Origin of the sequence: Streptomyces sp. NPDC015220, assembly GCF_043079345.1 — a bacterium.
GTDB lineage: Bacteria > Actinomycetota > Actinomycetes > Streptomycetales > Streptomycetaceae > Streptomyces.
The window spans coordinates 407318-426385 of record NZ_JBIBUK010000003.1 but is presented as its reverse complement, the minus strand read 5'-3'; the positions used below and the strand labels follow the sequence as shown (position 1 = coordinate 426385).

The window sequence follows — 19068 nt, the reverse complement described above, 5'->3', positions numbered from 1 at the left end:
CCAGGACGTTCGGGCGGCGTGCCCCGGACCGGCCGGACGGTCCGGCCGTGCCGCCGGGCCCGGTGGTCCCGCCCTTGCCCTGACCTGTGCGGTGAACGGCCCCCGCTCCCACGCCGCCGTCACGTCGGAGGTATCGCCCACGAGCGTGCACCGGGCCAGACGGGTGTGCTGCGCCCGCGCCACCCGGTCCGCCCTGGCGCAGGCGGCGGCACCGCCCTCGGCCCAGTGGTCCGCCGCGGCCAGAGCCGCGAGATCGGCGGCGCCGGCCGCGCGGTGCCGGGCGACCACGGCCTGCCCCAACGCGAGACCGGCACCGAACACCACGCAGAGCAGGGCGATCACTCCGACGCTCCAGACGGTGGCGGAGCCGCGGTCACGGTCGGCCAAGCGGCCTCTCATGCACCCGCCCCCTTCGTGGTCCGCGTCCCCACCGCCTCCTCCGCGTCCGCCACGGCCTCCTCCCTCAGTTCGAAGGGCAGCACGCCCATCCCCGGCGGGTCGGCCACGACGACCACACGGACGTGGTCGCCTTCCCTGGCCACTGCGACCTTCGCCCCGCGCGGCGCGACCTCTCGGGCGGCGGTCACGACCGCGCCCTCCGGGTCCTGCCGCGCGGCGGCCCTCGCGCCCGCCCGCGCGGCGTCCACGCACTGGATCTGTGCGAGCACGACCAGCAGTCCCCACACCAGCGTCGTCACCACGAGCACCAGCACGGGCAGCACCATGGCGGCCTCCGCCGTCACGAACCCCTGATCGCCCCCGCGTCCGCCCGGGCTCTCACGTCCGCGCACTGAGCGCCCGCCTCACGATGTTCTGCAGCTCCGCCTTGACCTGCCCGCTCGTTACGACCTCGTACAGCAGCACGGCGAACGCCACCGCCGCGATGATGCCCATCGCGTATTCGGACGTCACCATTCCGGCGTCCCTGCGCATCCGGCCTGCCACCGCACACAGCCGTGCCCGTGTCTTCGCGTACATCTGAACCCCCGTAAGGTTTCGCCCAAGGTCTTGGTCTGTCGGTCGTTCACCCGCCGCGCCGTACCGTCCTCGGCGCGGTCCCGTCCTGCCGTCCTGAGTCGTGACTTCTCTGTCCTCGCTCATGCGTCCCCGCTTCCGGCTCCTGCCCTCTGGCTCGCACGCCCTTCACTCGCGCCGTGTCATCGGCCACCACCCCCTCCCAGCACCCCACCTGCAAGGCCGATCACCACGGGCAGCACTCCGACCGCGACGAAGGCGGGCAGGAAGCACAGCCCCACCGGCCCGGTGACCAGCACGGCCGCCCGGCGGGCCCTGGCCGTCGCCGCGCGTGCCCGGTCGGCGCGGACGTCTGCCGCGAGCCGCGCGACCGGCCCGGCGGCGGGCAGGCCGGACTCGTCGGCCCGTGCCAGCAACCGCGCCAGGCCCGCGGCTCCCGGTATCGAGGCGAGCCGGTGCCAGGCCTCGGCCGGCGCACCACCGAGCCGTACTTCCGCCGCGCCCCGCGCCAGCGCTTCCCCGACCGCCCCGCCCAAGGCTTGCCCGACCGCCTGTGCGGCGATCACCGGACCGGCCCCGGACGCGATGCAGGCCGCCACCAGATCGGCGGCCAGGGGGAGCTGACGAGCGGCCTCGGCCACGTCGAAGTCGGTCTGGGGACGACGGCTGACGGCCAGCTGCCGCCACCGCCACGTCCCGGCCGCGCACACCAGCCCGACCGAGACTCCGAGGAGTCCGCCGACCAGCACCCACCCGGCGCCCAGGACTCCCGCCGCAGGCGCCCACCGCCGTACCGCCTCCAGCGCGGAAGAGCTCAGGCCCGCGCCTTCCGCACGCGCGTCCGCCCCCGGCTCCAGCAACACGTTCAGCCGACGCCGCGCTCTGCGCTCCCGGCGCACCGCCGCCGGCCACTGCGCCGTCAGCCAGAGGAGTACGGCAACCACGACGGCCGTCCCCAGCCTGTGGACAACTTCCGCGCTCACGCCGCCTCCACCCGTCGCACGATCGCCGACGCCCACCACAGCCCCGCACCCTCCAGCACGGCTCCGACGAAGAGGCAGCCCAGACCCGCCGGGGTGTGCAGCAGCACGTGCAGCGGGTCGGCGCCCATGGCCGCGCCGAGCAGCAGGCCAAGGGCGGGCAGGCCCGCGAGCATCACGGTGGTGGCCCGGGCACCCGCCAGCTGTGCCCTGAGGTCGGCGCGTTGGTCCCGGTCCGCGCGCAACGCCGCCTCCAGCCGCTCCAGCCCGGCCGCCAGGCCCGCGCCCTGGTCCACTGCCACCCGCCAGCAGGCGGCGAGCCCGCGCAGTCCCTCGGCTCCCGGCTGCCTGGCCGCCGTGGCCAGCGCCCCCGGCACATCCCCGCCGAACCGCGCCGCCGCCAGTACCGCCGCCTGGGCGTCTCCGAAACCGCCGGCCTCCCGCGCGGCGCACAGCAGTGCATGACCCGGTTGCCGTCCGGCCCGCACCTCTGCGGCGAGCACCCCGCACAGGTTGATCACCGCGTCGGCCCGCCGTTCCCGTGCCCGGTGTGCGACTCGGGCCGAGCGGGCCCGGCGCAACACCGGCACTCCGGCGGCCCCGGCGGCGACCGGCAGCACCGAGGCCCCCAGCACCGCCAGTACCAGCCCCGCTGCCAACGCCCACCACTCCGCCGACAACCGACCGCGCAGACGGGCCAGCTCGCCGCGGGCTCGCTCCCAGCCCGGTGGGCCGGCGCCCGCCGGCCCGTCGCCGGCGAGTAGCGACCCCGCCCGCCGCGCCGTGGAATGCCGCCCGCCCATCCCCCACACGACCACCACCGCACACATCACGGCCGCTGCCAGGAACACCGGCCCGGAGGACGACTCACTCACCGCGCCCACCGTTTCCTCCCCGGTTCTCCGGACCGAGCAGCCCACGCAGCCGCTCCCAGCCTCGTTCCGCCACGAACGCCTCCGCGCCCCAGCGCAGCGCCGGCACAGTCCGCACCAGTCCCGACGCATCCCGTTCCAGCACCCGCACCTCGGCGATCCGCCGCTGTCCGGAGCGATCCCGCACGAGGTGCACCACCACGGACAGCGCGGCGTCGAGCTGACTGTGCAGCGCGGCCCGGTCCAGCCCGGCAGCGGTGCCCAGCGCCTCCAGCCGGGCGGGAACGTCCGCCGCCGCGTTGGCGTGGACAGTGCCGCAACCGCCTTCATGGCCCGTGTTCAGCGCGGCCAGCAGATGAACCACCTCGCCGCCGCGCACCTCGCCGACCACCAGGCGGTCCGGTCGCATCCGCAGCGCCTGGCGCACCAGGTCCTCTAGGGTGACGAGGCCCGCGCCCTCCTGGTTGGCGGGTCTGGTCTCCAGGCGGACGACGTGCGGGTGGTCGGGCCGCAACTCCGCCGAGTCCTCGGCGAGCACGATCCGCTCGCCCGGCCCGACCAGCCCCAGCAGAGCGCTGAGCAACGTGGTCTTCCCGGTGCCCGTCCCACCGCTGACGAGGAAGGACAGCCGGGCCTCGATCAGCGCCCGCAGCACGCGGTCCCCACCCGGCGGCACCGTGCCGGCCGCCACCAGCTCGCCGAGTGTGAACGCGCGCGGCCGTACGACCCGCAGGGAAAGGCAGGCGCAGCCGACGGCGACCGGGGGCAGCACGGCGTGCAGCCGGGTTCCGTCCGGCAGCCGGGCGTCGACCCACGGCCGGGCATCGTCCAGCCGGCGTCCTGCCACGGCTGCCAGGCGCTGCGCGAGGCGACGTACGGCCGCCGCGTCGGGGAAGGCGACGGCGGCCCGCTCCAGTCCGCCGCCGCGGTCCACCCAGACCTGGGCCGGGCCCGACACCAGGACGTCGGTCACCGAGGGGTCGGCGAGCAGCGGTTCCAGCGGGCCACTGCCGATCAGCTCCGCCCGCAACCGTTCGGCCGCCCCGAGCACCTCCGCGTCCCCGAGCACCCGGCCCTGCTCCCGCAGTGCCTGCGCCACTCGCGCGGGGGTCGGCTCGGCGCCGCTTCGCGCGAGCCACTGCCGCACCCCGTCCAGCAGCTCCGCGGACATACCGGGGCCGTCGGCGCCATCGGGCCCGTCGGCTCGCCCGGTCCCGCCGGACACGGGCGGCGAGGCACCTCGCTCGCCGGCCCGCCGCCCTTGCTCCGCCGCCGTCCTCATGCGGCACCCGCCTCGGTCAGCGCCCGCTCCCAGAAGGCCGAGCAGAAGCGGGCCAGTGGTCCGCGGGCGGCCGCGCCGGGCGGTGTCCGGCCCTCGCCGGAGCGGCGCAGCCCGGACTCCACGGGCACCTCGCCGACCAGCGGCAGGCCCAGCAGCCGGGCCACCTCGCGGTCGTCGAGGCCGGGCGCGTAGGGCCCACGTACGGCCACACGCAGGTCGCGCAGGACCATGCCGACCGCGGAGGCCACCCGGGCGGCGGCCGCGACGGCGCGCAGTTCGGCGGGGACCACGAGCAGCCCGACATCGATCTGGGCCAGTGCCTCGGCGGCCCCCTCGTCGACGCGGCGGGGCAGATCGACCACGACGGCCCCGCCTCTGCGACGTGCGGCGGCCAGCACCGCGCGGACGGCCTGTGGCGGCACCGCGACACAGTCCCCGCGGTCCCAGCTGAGCACCCGCAGTGCGTGCAGTTCGGGCAGCGACTCCTCCAGGGCGCCGCCGCCGACCCGTCCGCGGGAGGCCGCGAAGGCCGGCCAGCGCAGTCCCTCGGCCGTCTCCCCGCCGAGCAGCACGTCGAGCCCGCCGCCCAGCGGATCGGCGTCCACGAGGAGTGTGCGCAGGCCTTCCCGCGCCGAGGTGACGGCGAGCGCGCAGGCCAGTGTGGAGGCCCCGGCCCCGCCGCGGCCGCCGATGACGCCCACGGTGAGCGCGGGCCGGCCGACGCCTTCGGCGACATCGGCGATCCGGTCCACCAGCCACTGCTCACCGTCGGGCAGCACCAGGACGTGGTCGGCGCCGATCTCGACGGCGCGCCGCCAGACCCCGGAGTCGTCCTGATCACGGCCGACCAGCACCACTCCGCGTCTGCGAGCGGCTCCGCGCACCCGCCGGGCCGCGTCGTCGCCGACCAGCACCAGTGGAGCGGCCTCCCAGTTGCCGCTCGGATCGGGCACCCCGTGGTGGACCTCGGGTGTCGCCCCCGCCGCCGCGCACAGGCGCAGCAGGTCGTCGAGGAGTCCGGCGTCCTCGGTGACGATCAATGGTCTTCCCTGCCGTCCTGCGGCACCGGGCGGCGGATCGTGTGTGACGGTTCCGGCCACGGGTCGGTCCCCCTTCGCTGCGTCTCCCGCGCGGCCCCTGCGGCCCCGCGAATCCCAATCGGGTGAAGAACCGGCGAGCGGTCTTCATATGACGGCCGATACGAACCGGCCATACGCGCCCGACAAACGGAACCGGCCATGAACTTCGCCGTCGGCGGTGCGCACAGGAATCAAGGTGCGGCGATCCGGGAAATAATGTGGATCTTGGTCCAAATCTGTGGACAACTCGACGGATGTGAAAATGGCCGTCACCCATACCGGTGAGCCGCACACCGGCTCCGGCACGACTTCCACAGAGCAGCCCCACGACTACGCACAGTGATGGATCATGGGTGGCGAAGTGGCGGCCGTGCGGCACGGCGACCGCGGTGCGAGGCCCCGCGGAGAGGGAGAGAAACCCACCCGGACATGCGACGACCCCCGCCGGGGGGGAGAGCGGGGGTCGTCTCCACGGCCGACTCGGGGGGGGAGGAGTCGGACCGGGTTAGCACGGTCGCGAACGATCCGTGACTTCCATGGTGTACCCGAGAGCCCTCTCAGGCAAACCCACGCGCCTACCTTACGCCGAATGGGCTGCCCCTATGCTCAGGGTTGTGGAAAACCACTCCTTGCCCCGCACAGCGGCCTTCTTCGATCTGGACAAGACGGTCATTGCGAAGTCCAGCACGCTCACGTTCAGCAAGTCGTTCTACCAAGGCGGACTGATCAACCGCAGGGCCGTGCTGCGCACCGCCTACGCCCAGTTCGTGTTCCTCGCCGGCGGCGCCGACCACGACCAGATGGAGCGCATGCGCGAGTACCTGTCCGCGCTGTGCCGCGGCTGGAACGTGCGGCAGGTCAAGGAGATCGTCGCCGAGACGCTGCACGACCTGATCGACCCGATCATCTACGACGAGGCCGCGTCGCTCATCGAGGAGCACCACCGCGCCGGGCGCGACGTCGTCATCGTGTCCACGTCGGGCGCGGAGGTGGTGGAGCCCATCGGCGAACTGCTCGGCGCGGATCGCGTGGTGGCCACCCGGATGGTGGTGGGCGAGGACGGTTGCTTCACCGGCGAGGTGGAGTACTACGCCTACGGACCGACGAAGGCGGAGGCGGTCCGCGAGCTGGCCGAGTCCGAGGGGTACGACCTCGGCCGGTGCTACGCGTACAGCGACTCGGCCACCGACGTGCCGATGCTGGAGTCGGTGGGGAATCCGCACGCGGTGAACCCGGACCGCGCGCTGCGCCGGGAAGCCCTCGCGCGCGGCTGGCCGATCCTGGACTTCCACCGTCCCGTGCGGCTCAAGCAGCGACTGCCCGCGTTCTCCGTGCCGCCCCGTCCGACCCTGGTCGCCGTGGCGGCCATAGGAGCGGCGGCCGCCACCGCGGGACTCGTCTGGTACGCGAGCCGGCGCCGGGGCGCGGTCGCCTGAGTCTTCTCCGCCCGCTGCCCGAACCGGTGCGGCACTCCGTTCGACATCACGACGATTCGGACCGTCGACGTCGAGCAGAGGTGCCCGTTTCGGACTGGTTCGCACCCGATAGTAAAGAAGTGCAGGCAGGGGTTCCGCTTGTCTCCCGCTTGCAGTACAAAGGACTCAACGGCCCGCGAGACCCAAGGACATCCGAAAGGATCACCTTCGAAACGCATTCGGCCCCACGGACCGAGCATGAACACTGGGCACCCACGCGACGTCGACCCGTCGATTACGGGCCAGCCGCACCAGGTCACGGGCAAAGATCCCGGCCTGATGGGCGACATATCGAGGACGCCTGGTAACTCGGTGGACGTGCCAGCGGCGGTACGAGTACTCGTACCGCCGCAACCCTGTGTTCCGGGCAGATCACTTCCGCGGCCGGGAGGCCACGCGGCCCACCGCGCCGCTTGCCTCCGCTACGCCGCTCCGCGCTGCAACGCCTCGCACACCGCCGTCGACTCACGGGCACCCAGTTCGACCGCCTTGGCGCAGTGGGTGATCCAGGCCGCCATCCCCTCCGGAGTGCCGGAGACATAGCCGTCCAGGGCCGCAAGATAAGCCGCCCGGCCCAGCTCGGCGTGGCCGACCTCGGCCGGGCAGACCGACTTCGGGTCCAGGCCGCTGCCGATCAGCACGATGCGCTCGGCCGCCCGCGCGATCAGGCCGTTGTGGGAGACGAAGGGGCGCAGCGCCAGGAGCTCGCCGTGCACGACGGCCGCCGTCACCAGGGCGGGCGCGGCGCTGCCCGCGACGATCAGTTCCGACAGCCCGTCCAGTCGCCCGGAGACCTCCGCCGCACCCGGCAGCGGCAGCTCGATCAGCGGCTCGTCGACGGTCTCAGCCGCCTGACGCGGCCGTCCGACAGCGCCCTCCCGGCCCGCCGCGGCCACCAGATGAAGCCGGGCCAGCACCCGCAGGGGCGACTGCCGCCAGATGGACAGCAGCTGACCGGACTCGGCCGTCAGGCGCAGGGCCGCGCCCAGCGCACGCGCCTCGCCGTCACCGCTGAAGTCGGTCCGTCGGCGCACCTCCTCCAGGGCCCAGTCCGCGCCGGACAGCGCCGCGGAACCACGGGCGCCGCGCAGCGCGGCCTCGGAGGTGATCACGTTGCTCCGGCGTCGCATGATGCGGTGCCCGTAGACCCGGTCCACGGCCTTGCGCACGGACTCGACGGAATCGGCCACGCCGGGCAGAGAGCCCAGGGCCGCGAGCGGATCGGCGGTCGCACCTGTCGTACTCATGAGTACGACACTACGCACCCGCGTACCCCAGCCCTCGAAGGAGTGGTCTTCTTCACGCAAGCTGCCACTTACAGCTATCGGAGCACTACGCTTCGTGAACATGAAAATTGCTTTCGTCGGGAAGGGCGGCAGCGGCAAGACCACCCTGTCCTCCCTGTTCATCCGGCATCTCGCGGCGGCAGGGGCGCCCGTCGTCGCCGTAGACGCCGACATCAACCAGCATTTGGGCGCAGCGCTGGGTCTGGAGGAGGCCCAGGCGGCCACGCTGCCCGCGATGGGCGGCCGGCTGCCGCTGATCAAGGACTACCTGCGCGGCGACAACCCGCGGATCGCCTCCGCGGAGACGATGATCAAGACGACTCCGCCCGGTGAGGGATCACGACTGCTGCGCGTGACCGAGGACAACCCGCTGTACGAGGCCTGTGCCCGAGAGGTCGACCTCGACGGCGGCGCCGTCCGTTTGATGGTCACCGGCCCCTTCACGGACGCCGACCTCGGGGTCGCCTGCTACCACTCCAAGACGGGAGCGGTGGAGCTGTTCCTGAACCACCTGGTGGACGGCCGCGACGAGTACGTCGTGGTGGACATGACGGCGGGTTCGGACTCCTTCGCCTCCGGCATGTTCACCCGCTTCGACATCACCTTCCTCGTGGCCGAGCCCACCCGGAAGGGCGTCTCCGTCTACCGCCAGTACAAGGAGTACGCCCGCGACTTCGGCGTCGTGCTGAGGGTCGTCGGAAACAAGGTGCAAGGGCCGGACGACCTGGACTTCCTGCGCGCCGAGGTCGGGGACGACCTGCTCGTGACCGTCGGACACTCGGACTGGGTGCGCGCCATGGAGAAGGGCCGCCCGCCCCGGTTCGAGTTCCTGGAGGACGCCGACCGCCGGGCCCTGCGCGTGCTCCAGGTCGCCGCCGACGCCACGTACGAGCTGCGTGACTGGGAGCGGTACACCCAGCAGATGGCGCACTTCCACCTGAAGAACGCCGCCTCCTGGGGGAACGAACGGACCGGGACCGACCTGGCGGCGCAGATCGACCCCGGATTCGTCCTGCGCGAGGGCGTCACCGCCTCCGCCTGACGGCCCGCCCTACAGCCTCGGCGCCCCGGGCACTCCCCTGGGGGCCGGGGCCGGCCCGCTCGACAGAAAGGCCGCCCAGCCCTGCTTGGGGGCCTCGCCCACCTGCAGGCCGCGCAGCTTCGCGAGGACCTGCGGGTCCTGGGCGTCCAGCCAGTCGGCCAGCTGGTGGAAGGAGACACAGCGCACGTCGGGCTTGTTGCACACCTCCTTCACGACCTCCTCGACGGCACGCATGTAGGTGCCGCCGTTCCAGGACTCGAAGTGGTTGCCGATGACCAGCGGGGCGCGGTTGCCGTCGTAGGCCCGGTAGAAGCCCTTGAGCAGGCCGTCACGCATCTGGTCGCCCCAGTAGCCGAACTTGTCGGGGTCGCCCTGGGTCTGCGTGCCCGACTGGTTGACCATGAAGTTGTAGTCCATGGTCAGCTGCTCGAAGGTGTGCCCGGGGAACGGCACCAGCTGCATCGACAGGTCCCACAGGCCGTTCCGCTTCTTCGGCCACACCTGGTTGTTGACGCCGCTGCTGTCGTAGCGGAAGCCGAGCTGGTTCGCCGCCTTGGTGAAGTTCTTCTGGCCCTCCAGACAGGGGGTGCGGGCGCCGATGAGCTCCTTGTCGTAGTCGAAGGGCAGCGGGGCGGCGCTCTTCAGGCCGCTGTTGGTCTTCCAGGTCTTCACGAACCGCTTGGCCTGGTCGATCTCGCTCGTCCACTCGTCGACCGACCACTGGCCGACCCCGCCGTCGGGGCCGCAGAAGTGGCCGTTGAAGTGGGTGCCGATCTCGTTGCCCTCCAACCACGCCAGGCGCACCTGGCGGGCGGTGTCGGCGATGCCCTGCTCGTCGTTGAAGCCGATGTCGGACCTTCCGGCGGCATGCTGCGGCGGCCGGTACAGGTCGCGCTTCTCCTTCGGCAGCATGTACACGCCGCTGAGGAAGTACGTCATCGTCGCGTTGTTGGCCTTCGCCACCTTCCGGAAGTGTGAGAACAGCTTCTGGCTGTCCTCACCCGCGCCGTCCCAAGAGAAGACGACGAACTGCGGGGGCTTCTCCCCCGTCCGGAGCCGCTCCGCCACGGGAAGGTGCGGCTGGGCCCCGGTGTACGCGGTGGACCCGTCACCGATCAGGCGGACGACGCTTCCCGGCGGATGCGCGGGCTTCTGCGCGCCGTGCGAGCCCTGCCGGGGTGCGTCGGCCCCGCTCGCACAACCGGCGAGCGACGAGGCGCAGGCCGCGGCGGCGACGACGCCCACGGCGATCCTCTGGGTGGCGGCCATGTTCCGCCCACCTTCTTCCTTCTCTCGTCCAACGCCGGGACGGCGTGTGCTGGTTGCTGTGCTGTCCGGCCGTGTGCCGGACGGCCGGGCACAGCGCCGCCAAGGTCGCATGGAGTCGAGAAGGAATTAGTACGACAAGCCGATAAAAGCCCTACTTCACTCATTGAGGTGACGCGGGGCGTCATTTGCCTTGTAAATCTATGCAAGGACTTTACGTGGCATTACTTTTACTTTGCCATCTATTGAATCAGTCGAACCGAGGAGGTCCGGGAACATGTCAGCCTGCGTCCCCACTCGCGCCACCGATTCCGCCCGGGCGCAGGACTCGCACCCGCCGCACAGCCCGCCCCCGTGGCGGCGCGGTGGCCGCCTCGCCGGCACCGATCTGTCGGCCGCCGTCTCCGTCTTCCTGATCGCCCTGCCGCTTTCTCTCGGCATCGCCCTCGCCACCGGTGCCCCGCTCCAGGCCGGCCTCGTGGCCGCCGCCGTGGGCGGACTGGTCGCGGGACGGTTCGGCGGCTCACCGCTGCAGGTCAGCGGACCCGCCGCCGGGCTCACGGTGGTCACCGCCGAGCTGATCGTCCGCTACGGATGGCGGACGACGTGCGCCATCACCGTCCTCGCCCAACTCTGCCTGGGCTGCCTGCGCGTGGCGCGCGGCGCGCTCGCCGTCAGTCCCGCCGTCGTGCACGGCATGCTCGCGGGCATCGGCGTGACCATTGCCGTCGCCCAACTCCACATCGTGCTCGGCGGCAGTCCGCAGAGTTCCGTGCTCGGCAACCTCCGGGCGTTGCCCGGCCAGTTGGTCGCCCTGGACCCCGCCGCTCTCGCCGTGAGCGCGCTCACCCTGGTCCTGCTGCTGCTCTGGCCACGGCTGCCCGGAGGGCCCGGACGCCTCCTGCGCAGCGTGCCGGCCGCGCTCGTCGCCGTCGTCGGCGCCACCACCGTCGCCTCCCTGACCGGGCTGGCACTGACCAGGGTCGACCTGCCCTCCTGGCGCACTCACGCCTTGGCCGAACTGCCCGACGGGCCGTCGCCCGGCCTCGCGACCGCGGTGCTCGGCACGACGTTGGTGTGCAGCGTGCAGTCGCTGCTCGGCGCGGTGGCCGTGGACAAGCTGGTGGCCGGCCGCTCCGGACCGGCCCCCCGCGTGCGCCGTTCGAACCTGGACCGGGAGCTGCTCGGCCAGGGCGCCGCCAACGTCGTCTCGGGGGCGCTCGGAGGCCTGCCGGTCGCCGGGGTGGCCGTACGGAGCTCGGCGAATGTCCGCGCGGGTGCGGTGAGCCGGAACTCCACGATGCTGCACGGCGTGTTCGTCGTGGTCGCCGCGCTGCTGATGGTCCCGGTCCTGGAGCTGATCCCACTCGCCTCGCTCGCGGCCCTGGTGATGGCCGTCGGCATCCAGATGGTGTCCCCGCACCACATCCGCACGGTGACCCGCCATCGAGAGGTACTGGTGTACGCCGTCACCGCGCTCGGTGTGGTGGCCTTCGGCGTCCTGGGGGGCGTGGTTCTCGGGATCGCCACGGCCGTCGCCGTCGCGCTGCATCGCCTCGCCCGCACCCGGATCACACACGACGAGCGGGCCGGAGCCCATTACGTGCGGGTACGGGGACAGCTGACGTTCCTCGCGGTGCCACGCCTCAGCCGTACCCTTCACATGGTTCCGCAAGGAGCCGACGTGGTAGTCGAGTTGGACGGCTCTTTCATGGACCACGCGGCGTACGAGTCACTGCACGACTGGCAGCGCACGCACACGGCGCAGGGCGGCTCCGTCGAACTCACGGGACGCCGTGCCGGCGTGGGCAGCGGCGTCGACAGGAAGCCGCCCACGAACACGGACGCTGACGGGGGCACAGGCCCGGACACGACCGCGATGCCCACATTCGACACCGGCCCCGGCGCGACCCCGAGACCCGGCTCAGGCACCGGATCGGGTGCGGACACGGAGCCCGGATCGGGCATGGTGACGAACGAGCCCGAGGATCCAGGTTCCCGAAGAAGGGGCCGCCGCTCCGGCTTCAGGTCCGCGCGCGGATCGGGCCTCCGAATCGGACGGGGTCCGAGCCCGGAGCACCTGCCACGAGGCGTCGGCGCCTTCCGACGCAGCACCGCACCACCACCCGCGCGCAGCGAGCCGACGGGACCTGCACAGGAGGTTCAGCAGCCGTCCAAGCTCTTCCGCGCCTGCGCCGACTCGCGATTGATCACCTCGTTGATCATCATCGGAGGGCCCAGCGACCTCTTCGTCGTACGGAACGTGGGCAACCTCGTGCCACCGCCGGGAGACGGCAGCGGCATCGCCTCGGTCGTATCCGGGATCGAGTACGCGGTCGACGTGCTGGGGGCGTGCTCGATCTCGATGTGCGGCCACTCCGGCTGCGGAGCGATGCGAAGACCGCTCGCCTCGGACTCCGGGGGGCCCGCACACCGCTCGAGGGGCGGCGGCGGCACGGGCCGCCCACCCCGGAGCGGATGGCCGGCCACAGCACTCCCGGATTCCGGTCGGCCGGGCGGCGGCCCCTCGACACGGTCGAGCGGCTCTGTCTGACCACCGTCGTCCATCGGCTCGATCGTCTGCGCGCCCATGACTCGGTGGCCCGCGCGCTGCGCCAAGGCGTATCCGCCCGGCAGGAGCACCCAGGGCCCGCCACACGGAAGTCCGGAGCATGCCCGGCACAAGTTCGAGCACGCTCTCGCCCCGGTCGCTTTCCCGGCGGCTCCCGGGCGCCAGGGGTCCGTGGCGCACCTCACCCCCTCCCACCGCGCGACACGCGCGTGGTGAGTACGGCCGACCCCGCTTGTGAGGCCATGCTGAACCCGGGCGACCCGCCATCCGTGGCAAGGGATGACACCCGCCACACACCACCGGAGCTGTGCGAACACTCCACAACAGGTCTAAACCAATTTCCCGACGACCCTTGTCATCGGGCCCCCGGTTCTGATGAGCTGTGGCCTGGGACACAACGGACACCCTGGGAAAGGGAGATGTCGTGAGCAACGAAAGCCTGGCCAACCTCTTGAAGGAGGAGCGACGCTTCGCGCCGCCCGCTGACCTGGCCGCGAACGCCAACGTCACGGCAGAGGCGTACGAACAGGCCAAGGCTGACAGGCTCGGCTTCTGGGCCGAGCAGGCCCGCCGGCTGACCTGGGCCAAGGAGCCGGCCGAGACGCTCGACTGGTCGAACCCGCCGTTCGCCAAGTGGTTCAAGGACGGCACACTCAACGTGGCGTACAACTGCGTGGACCGGCATGTCGAGGCCGGACACGGCGACCGCGTCGCGATCCACTTCGAGGGCGAACCCGGCGACAGCCGCGCCATCACCTACGCCGAGCTCAAGGACGAGGTGTCCAGGGCCGCGAACGCGCTGCTCGAACTGGGCGTCCGGAAGGGCGACCGGGTCGCCGTCTACATGCCGATGATCCCGGAGACCGCGGTCGCGATGCTGGCCTGCGCCCGGATCGGCGCCGCGCACTCCGTCGTCTTCGGCGGGTTCTCCTCGGACGCGCTGGCCACCCGCATCCAGGACGCGGACGCCAAGGTCGTGATCACGGCCGACGGCGGCTACCGGCGCGGCAAGCCGTCCGCGCTCAAGCCCGCGGTCGACGAGGCGGTCGGCCGCGTGGCGGACGTGCACAACGTGCTCGTGGTCCGCCGCACCGGCCAGGACGTCGCCTGGGACGACAGCCGTGACCTGTGGTGGCACGAGGTCGTGGGCCGGCAGTCCGCGGAGCACACCCCGGAGGCGTTCGAGGCGGAGCACCCGCTGTTCATCCTCTACACCTCGGGCACCACGGGTAAGCCGAAGGGCATCCTGCACACCTCCGGCGGCTACCTCACGCAGGTGGCGTACACGCACTCGGCCGTCTTCGATCTGAAGCCCGAGACGGACGTGTACTGGTGCACCGCCGACGTCGGCTGGGTCACCGGTCACTCGTACATCGTGTACGGGCCGCTGGCCAACGGCGGGACGCAGGTGATGTACGAGGGCACGCCCGACACCCCGCACCAGGGCCGGTTCTGGGAGATCGTGCAGAAGTACAAGGTCAGCATCCTGTACACGGCGCCGACGGCGATCCGCACGTTCATGAAGTGGGGCGACGACATCCCCGCCAAGTTCGACCTGTCCTCCCTGCGCGTGCTCGGCTCGGTCGGCGAGCCGATCAACCCGGAGGCCTGGATCTGGTACCGCAAGAACATCGGCGCGGACCGGACCCCGGTCGTCGACACCTGGTGGCAGACGGAGACCGGCGGCATCATGATCTCCCCGCTGCCGGGCGTGACCGAAGCCAAGCCCGGTTCCGCGCAGCGTCCGCTGCCCGGCATCAGCGCCACCGTCGTCGACGACGAGGCGAACGAGGTGCCCAACGGCGGCGGTGGCTACCTGGTGCTCACCGAGCCGTGGCCGTCGATGCTGCGCACCATCTGGGGCGACGACCAGCGGTTCATCGACACCTACTGGTCCCGCTTCGAAGGCCGCTACTTCGCCGGTGACGGGGCCAAGAAGGACGACGACGGCGACATCTGGCTGCTCGGCCGCGTCGACGACGTGATGCTGGTGTCCGGCCACAACATCTCCACCACCGAGGTCGAGTCCGCCCTCGTCTCCCACCCCTCGGTCGCCGAGGCGGCCGTGGTCGGCGCGGCGGACGAGACGACCGGGCAGGCGATCGTCGCCTTCGTGATCCTGCGCGGTACGGCCGCGGAGACCGACGACCTGGTGAACGAGCTGCGCAACCACGTCGGCAGCACGCTCGGCCCAATCGCCAAGCCGAAGCGGATCCTGCCGGTGGCGGAGCTGCCGAAGACCCGGTCCGGCAAGATCATGCGGCGCCTGCTGCGCGACGTGGCGGAGAACCGCCAGCTCGGAGACGTCACGACGCTCACGGACTCCGCGGTCATGGACCTCATCCAGGCCAAGCTCCCGGCCGCGCCCAGCGAGGACTGACCCCCGGGGCCGCCAGTCCGCCGGGCCACCGGGGTCCGGCGGACTGAGGGCGGCCCGGAGGGGCACCCGGCGCATATGCGCCGGGTGCCCCTTCCCCCGCCCGCGCTGCGACCCCGTCGCACTTTAGGTAAACTAAGCAAAACAACAGCAACCACAAACAGCAACCACGATCCTCAGGTGCGCCGGGAAGTCTGGTCGGCATGTGTCCCGCCCTGCCCACCGGAGGTTCTCGTGACCGCGCCCCGCCCCACCATCGCCCGCAAAGCCCTCGGACGCCTGTCCCTGCCCGAGCGGAACTTCATCGCGGACGCGTTGCGCACCGAGACCGTCGGCGGCGTTCTGCTGCTCCTCGCCGCGGTCGCCGCGCTGGTCTGGGCGAACATCCCGGCCCTGCACGCGAGCTACGAGAGCGTGGGCCACTTCCGCTTCGGCCCCGCCGTCCTCGGCCTCGACCTCTCCGTCGAGCACTGGGCCGCCGACGGCCTGCTGGCGATCTTCTTCTTCGTCGCCGGGATCGAGCTCAAGCGCGAACTGGTCGCGGGCGATCTGAAAGACCCCAGAGCCGCGGTCCTGCCGGTGATCGCCGCGCTGTGCGGCATGGCTGCGCCCGCGGCCGTCTACTCCCTGACCAATCTCATCGGCGGCGGCTCGCTCGGTGGCTGGGCCGTGCCCACCGCGACCGACATCGCCTTCGCCCTCGCCGTGCTCGCGGTCATCGGCACCTCGCTGCCCAGCGCCCTGCGCGCCTTCCTGCTCACCCTCGCCGTCGTCGACGACCTCTTCGCCATCCTGATCATCGCGGTCTTCTTCACCGACCGCCTGAACTTCGCCGCGCTCGGCGGGGCGCTCGCCGGCCTGCTCGTCTTCTGGCTGCTGCTGCGCAAGGGCGTGCGCGGCTGGTACGTGTACGTGCCGCTCGGCCTGGTCATCTGGGGGCTGATGTACAACAGCGGCGTGCACGCCACCATCGCGGGCGTCGCGATGGGCCTGATGCTGCGCTGCACCGCTCGCGAGGGCGAGCGACGCTCCCCCGGCGAGCACATCGAGCACCTCGTGCGCCCGCTCTCGGCCGGCCTGGCGGTACCGCTGTTCGCGCTGTTCAGCGCCGGGGTTTCCCTCTCCGGCGGGGCGCTGGCGGATGTGTTCGGCAGGCCGGAGACGCTCGGTGTCGTGCTCGGTCTGGTCGTCGGCAAGACGATCGGCATCTTCGGCGGAACCTGGCTCACCGCCCGGTTCACCAGGGCTTCGCTCAGCGAAGACCTGGCCTGGGCGGACGTTTTCGCCCTGGCCACGCTCGCGGGGATCGGCTTCACCGTCTCGCTGCTCATCGGTGAGCTGGCCTTCGCCGGCGACCCGGTGCTGACGGACGAGGCCAAGGCCGCCGTCCTCATCGGTTCTGTCGTCGCGGCGGCACTCGCGACGGTCCTGCTGAAGATACGCAACGCCCGGTACCGCAGGCTGTGCGAGGCCGAGGAGCGGGACGAGGACCTGGACGGCATCCCGGACGTGTACGAACAGGACGACCCCGCCTACCACCTCCGTATGGCGGACATCCTCGAACGCAAGGCCGCCGAACACCGCCGGATCGCCGAGCGGAAGGCCGCCGAGCGGGCCGGGCGGCTTGCCGAAGTGCCGGGCGGGGCAGGCGAGGAGAACGACAGTCCGGCATGATCTGACGGGACGGTACAAAAGTCGGCACCGTCACCGGTCGGGCGGAAACCAGGCGACGGCGGCGAACGGCGGCCGGAGCCGGGCGGCGCCGGACCCGAGCGACACGCAATGTCAGGCAGAAGAGGGAGACCGCGATGAGCGCACCCGACGGCAGCCCGGTCGGCGCCGAACGCAGCATCGGCCAACTGTTCGCCTCGGCGACGACCGAAATGTCGGCGCTGGTGCATGACGAGATCGCACTGGCCAAGGCCCAGCTGAAGCAGGACGTCAAACGGGGGGCGGTGAGCGGTGGGGCGTTCTCGGTGGCCGGCGCGGTGCTGCTGTTCTCGCTGCCGATGCTCAACTTCGCCCTCGCCTACGGCATTCGCACCTGGAGCGGCTGGAACCTCGCGGTCTGCTTCCTGCTGTCCTTCGCGGCCAACGTCCTGGTCGCGGGCTTCCTCGGGCTGATCGGCCTGGTCTTCGCCAAGAAGGCGAAGAAGGGCAAGGGCCCGCAGAAGGTCGCCGCCTCGATGAAGCAGACGGCCGGCGTGCTCCAGTTGGCCAAGCCGCACCCCCGGCCGGAGACCGCTGCCCTGGAGGACCGGACACCCCAGGCGATCGAGGCTGTGGCACGCTCGTCCTCATGACGGACCCCGCCACCCCTTCGGCGCAATCGACCTCGGTCGTACGGATCGACCTCCTCGGCGACCGGAAGGTGACGCACCGGGACGTCGCCGCCAACGGCGCCCGCTTCCACATCGCCGAGCTCGGCGACGGGCCACTGGTCCTGCTGGTGCACGGCTTCCCGCAGTTCTGGTGGACGTGGCGGCACCAGTTGGTGGCGCTCGCCGACGCCGGTTTCCGGGCCGTGGCGATGGACCTGCGGGGGGTGGGCGGCAGCGACCGCACACCCCGGGGGTACGACCCGGCGGGCCTCGCCCTCGACATCACCGGTGTGATCCGCTCCCTCGGCGAGCCGGACGCCGCGCTCGTCGGCCACGACCTGGGCGGCTACCTCGCCTGGACGGCGGCCGCGATGCGCCCGAAGATCGTCCGGCGGCTGGCGGTGGCATCCATGCCGCACCCGCGGCGCTGGCGTTCGGCGATGCTCGCGGACATGAGGCAGTCGGCGGCCAGCTCCCACATCTGGGGGTTCCAGCAGCCCTGGCTCCCCGAGCGCCGGCTCACCGCCGACGACGGTGCGCTGGTGGCCCGTCTCATCCGGGACTGGTCGGGACCACGGTTGCCGGACGACGAGGCGGTGGAGACGTACCGCCGGGCCATGTGCATCCCCTCGACGGCGCACTGCTCCATCGAGCCCTACCGCTGGCTGGTGCGCTCGCTGGCCCGCCCGGACGGCATCCAGTTCTACCGCCGGATGAAGCGCCCGGTGCGCGTGCCGACGCTGCATCTGCACGGCTCCCTCGACCCGGTCCAGCGCACTCGCAGCGCGGCCGGCTCCGGCGAGTACGTGGAGGCCCCGTACCGCTGGCGCCTCTTCGACGGCCTGGGCCACTTCCCGCACGAAGAGGACCCGGTCGCCTTCTCCACCGAACTGGTCAACTGGCTGAAGGACCCCGAACCCGATCGGTGACGCCACCGATGCGCTCGGTATCCGGACACGAACAACTGTCCTGCGAACGGCCACTTGCCCGGCGCATAAGCCAATTGGGTTGCCCGCGGGCGGTTATCGACCTTGGAGCGGGGGCAGACGTCCCGGTATGGGCTGGACGCACGACTACAGCGACGTAGCACGCACCCGCCGTTCGACGAGCGGTCCGGGCTCCCCTCATGGGGATGTCCCGCAACTGACGGACACGGACCCCCGGGTGGGCATTCCGCGCATCCTGCGCCGCCGGGCCCGCTGGGTCTCGGTACGTCTGCGTCACCCGCGCGGCTGACCCGCACGGCCTCGCGCGGCTGACCCGCACGGGCCCGCCCGACGGGACCGGGAAGCGGCCGAGCACCGGCCGACGACCGGACGGACACCGAGCGGACACCGGCACAGGACCTGCCAGGGCCGACCGGACGCCGGTACAGGACCTGCCCGCGGCCGACCGGATACCGGTGCATGACCCGCCTAGGGCCGGCACCGGACCAGCCCAGGCCCGGCGGGCACCGGCACAGGCCCCGCCAGTGCCGGAGGGCCGACCCGGCACCAGCATCGGCATGCCCGCCGAAGATCGGCCGGCGCCTGACAGCGGGG

At 72.1% G+C, this 19068-nt stretch carries 16 protein-coding genes and 1 pseudogene; 8 read left to right on the top strand and 9 right to left on the bottom strand.

Annotated elements, in window-relative coordinates; genetic code table 11:
• Positions 1-123: 123 nt before the first annotated feature.
• The 7 genes and pseudogenes from ACF061_RS11030 to ssd all read right to left on the bottom strand — a co-directional run.
• A pseudogene (locus ACF061_RS11030) lies at positions 124-399 on the bottom strand (Rv3654c family TadE-like protein); the annotation flags it as partial.
• On the bottom strand, positions 396-791 hold the full coding sequence (locus ACF061_RS11025; protein ID WP_392266528.1) for a TadE family type IV pilus minor pilin: 396 nt from the start codon (positions 789-791) through the stop codon (positions 396-398). The pseudogene ACF061_RS11030 and the gene ACF061_RS11025, both read right to left, overlap by 4 nt.
• The gene (locus ACF061_RS11020; protein ID WP_392266527.1) at positions 778-978 is read right to left on the bottom strand and encodes a DUF4244 domain-containing protein; all 201 of its coding nucleotides are present in this window, start codon (positions 976-978) and stop codon (positions 778-780) included. The genes ACF061_RS11025 and ACF061_RS11020 overlap by 14 nt, the downstream gene beginning before the upstream one ends.
• A 179-nt stretch (positions 979-1157) precedes the next feature.
• Positions 1158-1958, bottom strand: coding sequence for a type II secretion system F family protein (locus tag ACF061_RS11015; protein ID WP_392266526.1), 801 nt, complete (start codon positions 1956-1958; stop codon positions 1158-1160).
• Positions 1955-2785, bottom strand: coding sequence for a type II secretion system F family protein (locus ACF061_RS11010; RefSeq protein WP_392266639.1), 831 nt, complete (start codon positions 2783-2785; stop codon positions 1955-1957). The genes ACF061_RS11015 and ACF061_RS11010 overlap by 4 nt, the downstream gene beginning before the upstream one ends.
• 37 nt (positions 2786-2822) lie before the next feature.
• Positions 2823-3998, bottom strand: a complete 1176-nt coding sequence (locus ACF061_RS11005; protein ID WP_392266525.1) for a TadA family conjugal transfer-associated ATPase — start codon at positions 3996-3998, stop codon at positions 2823-2825.
• A gap of 107 nt (positions 3999-4105) precedes the next feature.
• A complete protein-coding gene (ssd, locus tag ACF061_RS11000; protein ID WP_392266524.1) occupies positions 4106-5209 on the bottom strand; it encodes a septum site-determining protein Ssd in 1104 nt (367 codons plus the stop codon).
• Positions 5210-5790: 581 nt separating this feature from the next.
• Between ssd and ACF061_RS10995 the strand changes: the two genes are divergently transcribed.
• Positions 5791-6624 (top strand): HAD family hydrolase, encoded by an 834-nt coding sequence (locus ACF061_RS10995; protein WP_392266523.1) that lies wholly within the window; start codon positions 5791-5793, stop codon positions 6622-6624.
• Positions 6625-7085: 461 nt separating this feature from the next.
• On the opposite strand, the gene ACF061_RS10990 is transcribed toward ACF061_RS10995, so the two are convergent.
• Entirely contained in the window at positions 7086-7910 is an 825-nt protein-coding gene (locus ACF061_RS10990; RefSeq protein WP_392266522.1) for an oxidoreductase, read from the bottom strand.
• Positions 7911-8010: 100 nt separating this feature from the next.
• On the opposite strand from ACF061_RS10990, the gene ACF061_RS10985 reads away from it, so the two are divergent.
• Entirely contained in the window at positions 8011-8991 is a 981-nt protein-coding gene (locus tag ACF061_RS10985; protein WP_392266521.1) for an ATP-binding protein, read from the top strand.
• A 9-nt stretch (positions 8992-9000) separates the two neighbouring features.
• On the opposite strand, the gene ACF061_RS10980 is transcribed toward ACF061_RS10985, so the two are convergent.
• The gene (locus tag ACF061_RS10980) at positions 9001-10260 is read right to left on the bottom strand and encodes a hypothetical protein (protein WP_392266520.1); all 1260 of its coding nucleotides are present in this window, start codon (positions 10258-10260) and stop codon (positions 9001-9003) included.
• A gap of 274 nt (positions 10261-10534) precedes the next feature.
• On the opposite strand from ACF061_RS10980, the gene ACF061_RS10975 reads away from it, so the two are divergent.
• From ACF061_RS10975 to ACF061_RS10950, 6 genes are all read left to right on the top strand, one after another.
• Positions 10535-12811, top strand: a complete 2277-nt coding sequence (locus ACF061_RS10975) for a bifunctional SulP family inorganic anion transporter/carbonic anhydrase (protein ID WP_392266519.1) — start codon at positions 10535-10537, stop codon at positions 12809-12811.
• 442 nt (positions 12812-13253) lie between these two features.
• The gene (gene acs / locus ACF061_RS10970) at positions 13254-15209 is read left to right on the top strand and encodes an acetate--CoA ligase (protein WP_392266518.1); all 1956 of its coding nucleotides are present in this window, start codon (positions 13254-13256) and stop codon (positions 15207-15209) included.
• 231 nt (positions 15210-15440) lie between these two features.
• Positions 15441-16880, top strand: a complete 1440-nt coding sequence (gene nhaA, locus ACF061_RS10965) for a Na+/H+ antiporter NhaA (RefSeq protein WP_392266517.1) — start codon at positions 15441-15443, stop codon at positions 16878-16880.
• 134 nt (positions 16881-17014) lie between these two features.
• On the top strand, positions 17015-17509 hold the full coding sequence (locus tag ACF061_RS10960; RefSeq protein ID WP_392266516.1) for a phage holin family protein: 495 nt from the start codon (positions 17015-17017) through the stop codon (positions 17507-17509).
• Entirely contained in the window at positions 17506-18456 is a 951-nt protein-coding gene (locus ACF061_RS10955; protein WP_392266515.1) for an alpha/beta fold hydrolase, read from the top strand. The genes ACF061_RS10960 and ACF061_RS10955 overlap by 4 nt, the downstream gene beginning before the upstream one ends.
• A 127-nt stretch (positions 18457-18583) precedes the next feature.
• Entirely contained in the window at positions 18584-18763 is a 180-nt protein-coding gene (locus tag ACF061_RS10950; protein WP_392266514.1) for a hypothetical protein, read from the top strand.
• The last annotated feature ends 305 nt before the right edge of the window (positions 18764-19068 follow it).